This window comes from Kocuria marina, from assembly GCF_000786655.1.
In the GTDB taxonomy this organism is placed as follows: Bacteria; Actinomycetota; Actinomycetes; order Actinomycetales; family Micrococcaceae; genus Kocuria; species Kocuria marina_A.
Genome location: NZ_JROM01000049.1, coordinates 1 through 2,810 on the forward strand (window position 1 = coordinate 1; position 2,810 = coordinate 2,810).

1 protein-coding gene is annotated in these 2,810 nt (G+C 63.6%); it reads left to right on the forward strand.

Going from position 1 to position 2,810, the window contains the following annotated elements:
- Positions 1 to 15 precede the first annotated feature (15 nt).
- Positions 16 to 2,754 carry a pyruvate dehydrogenase (acetyl-transferring), homodimeric type gene (aceE, locus tag AS25_RS11365; RefSeq protein WP_035965217.1) on the forward strand — a complete coding sequence of 913 codons (2,739 nt, stop codon included), beginning with the start codon at positions 16 to 18 and terminating at the stop codon, positions 2,752 to 2,754.
- The last annotated feature ends 56 nt before the right edge of the window (positions 2,755 to 2,810 follow it).

A 2,810-nucleotide genomic window follows, 5' to 3' on the forward strand; every position in this document is an offset into this window, starting at 1 on the left:
GATAGAGAGGTTCTCGTGTCTTCCGACAGCAATCACCACATTTTGAGTGGGTTGACGAATAATCTTCAGGACGCTGATGTTCAGGAGACGCAGGAGTGGATCGAGTCGTTTGACGCGTTGATCCAGGCGCAGGGTACCGCGCGGGCGCAGTACGTGATGCGGGCGTTGTTGCAGCACGCGGGCACGCATTCGGTGGGTGTGCCGATGGTGACGACCTCGGATTATGTGAACACGATCCCGGTGGACCAAGAACCCGAGTTCCCCGGGGATGAGGAGATCGAACGCCGTTACCGGGCTTTCCTGCGCTGGAACGCGGCGGTGATGGTCCACCGCGCGCAACGCCCCGAGGTCTCCGTGGGCGGGCATATCTCCTCTTATGCGGGTGTGGCGACGTTGTATGAGGTGGGGTTGAACCACTTCTTCCGCGGACCACAGCATCCCGGGGGCGGGGATCAGGTGTTCTTCCAGGGGCATTCCTCCCCCGGTAACTACGCCCGCGCGTACCTCGAGGGCCGGCTCACGGAGGAGCAGTTGGATGGGTTCCGGCAGGAGAAGACCCAAGCCCCGAACGGGTTGCCCTCGTATCCGCATCCGCGGTGTTTACCGGATTTCTGGCAGTTCCCCACCGTGTCGATGGGGATCGGGCCGATGAACGCGGTCTACCAGGCCCAGTTCAACCGTTACCTGCACAACCGTGGGATCAAGGACACCTCGGATCAGCACGTGTGGGCGTTTTTGGGGGACGGGGAGATGGATGAACCCGAATCCCGTGGTGTGCTGCAGTTGGCGGCGAATGAGAAGTTGGACAACCTCACCTTCGTGATCAACTGCAACCTGCAACGCCTGGACGGTCCGGTGCGCGGTAACGGGAAGATCATCCAGGAGTTGGAAGCGTTCTTCCGCGGTGCCGGGTGGAATGTGATCAAGGTCGTGTGGGGCCGGGAATGGGACGCCCTGCTGGAAGCCGATCACACCGGGGAGCTGGTGCGGATCATGAACGAGACCCTGGACGGGGACTACCAGACCTTCAAAGCCGAATCCGGTGGGTTCGTCCGCGATCACTTCTTCGCCCGGTCGGCAGCCACCAAAGAACTGGTGGCCGATTACACGGATGAGCAGATCTGGAACCTCAAGCGCGGCGCCCATGACTACCGCAAGGTGTATGCGGCGTACAAGGCGGCGGTGGAGCACACCGGCCAGCCCACGGTGATCCTGGCCCAGGGCATCAAGGGCTACGGGTTGGGTCCGCACTTCGAGGCCCGTAACGCCACCCACCAGATGAAAAAACTCACCCTCGAAGACCTGAAGGCCTTCCGGGATCACCTGCGGATCCCGATCAGTGATGAGCAACTGGACTCGGATCTCTACAACGCCCCCTACTACCACCCCGGACCCGACTCCCCCGAAATCAAGTACCTGTTGGAGCGCCGTAAGGAACTCGGTGGGTTCCTCCCGGACCGCCCCCACACCCAGCAGGCGATCACCCTGCCCTCGGACAAGGCCTTCGCGTCGGGGAAGAAGGGCTCGGGCAAACAGTTGGCGGCCACGACCATGGCCTTCGTGCGGATCCTCAAGGATTTGATGCGGGAGAAGGACTTCGGGCACCGCATCGTGCCCATCGTCCCGGACGAGGCGCGCACCTTCGGGATGGACTCGTTCTTCCCGACCGCGAAGATCTATAACCCCAACGGGCAGAACTACCTCTCCGTGGACCGCGAACTGATGCTGGCGTATAAGGAATCCGCCCAGGGGGTGATCCTGCACCCGGGGATCAACGAGGCCGGGGCCACCGCTGCGTTCACCGCCGCGGGCACCTCCTACGCCACCCACGGGCAAACCATGATCCCGGTGTACATCTTCTACTCCATGTTCGGGTTCCAACGCACCGGCGATGAGTTCTGGGCCGCAGCCGATCAGATGGCCCGCGGGTTCGTGATCGGCGCGACCGCAGGGCGCACCACCCTCACCGGTGAGGGCCTGCAACACGCTGACGGGCACTCCCCGATCCTGGCTTCCACCAACCCCGCGGTGATCCACTACGACCCCGCCTACGGGTACGAGATCGCCCACATCGTCAAACGCGGGATCGAACACATGTACGGGGAAGGCGATGAGGATCACAACGTGATGTACTACCTCACCGTCTACAACGAACCCATCCACCAACCCGCCGAACCCGATGACGTCGACGTCGACGGGATCCTCAACGGCATCTACCTGCTCAAACCCGCCACCAACGAAGGCCCGCGCGCCCAGTTGCTGGCCTCCGGGGTCGGGGTGCCCTGGGCGTTGGAAGCCCAACGGATCCTCGCCGAGGAATGGTCGGTCTCTGCCGATGTGTGGTCGGTGACGTCTTGGACGAACCTGCGCAGGGATGCTCACGCCGCTGAACACGAGGCGTTCCTCAACCCCGGTGAAGGAGCCCGCACCCCCTACATCACCCAAGCGTTGGCGGGGGCGACGGGACCGGTGATCGCCACCAGCGACTACACCTCACAGTTGCCGGACTCGGTGCGCCAGTACGTGCCCAACGACTGGGCGTCGTTGGGTGCTGACGGGTTCGGGTTCGCTGACACCCGCGCCGGGGCACGCCGGTACTTCACCATCGATGCGCACTCGATGGTCGTACGCACCCTGGAAATGCTGGCCAAACGCGGTGAGATCGACTGGTCCGCCCCCGCAGAGGCCATCACCCGCTACGACCTCACCAACCCCGCCGCCGGCACCAGCGGTAACACCGGAGGCGACGCCTAACCCACCAACCCACCACCACGACGCCCCCACACCGCGCGGCACAGTGACGTACCGCC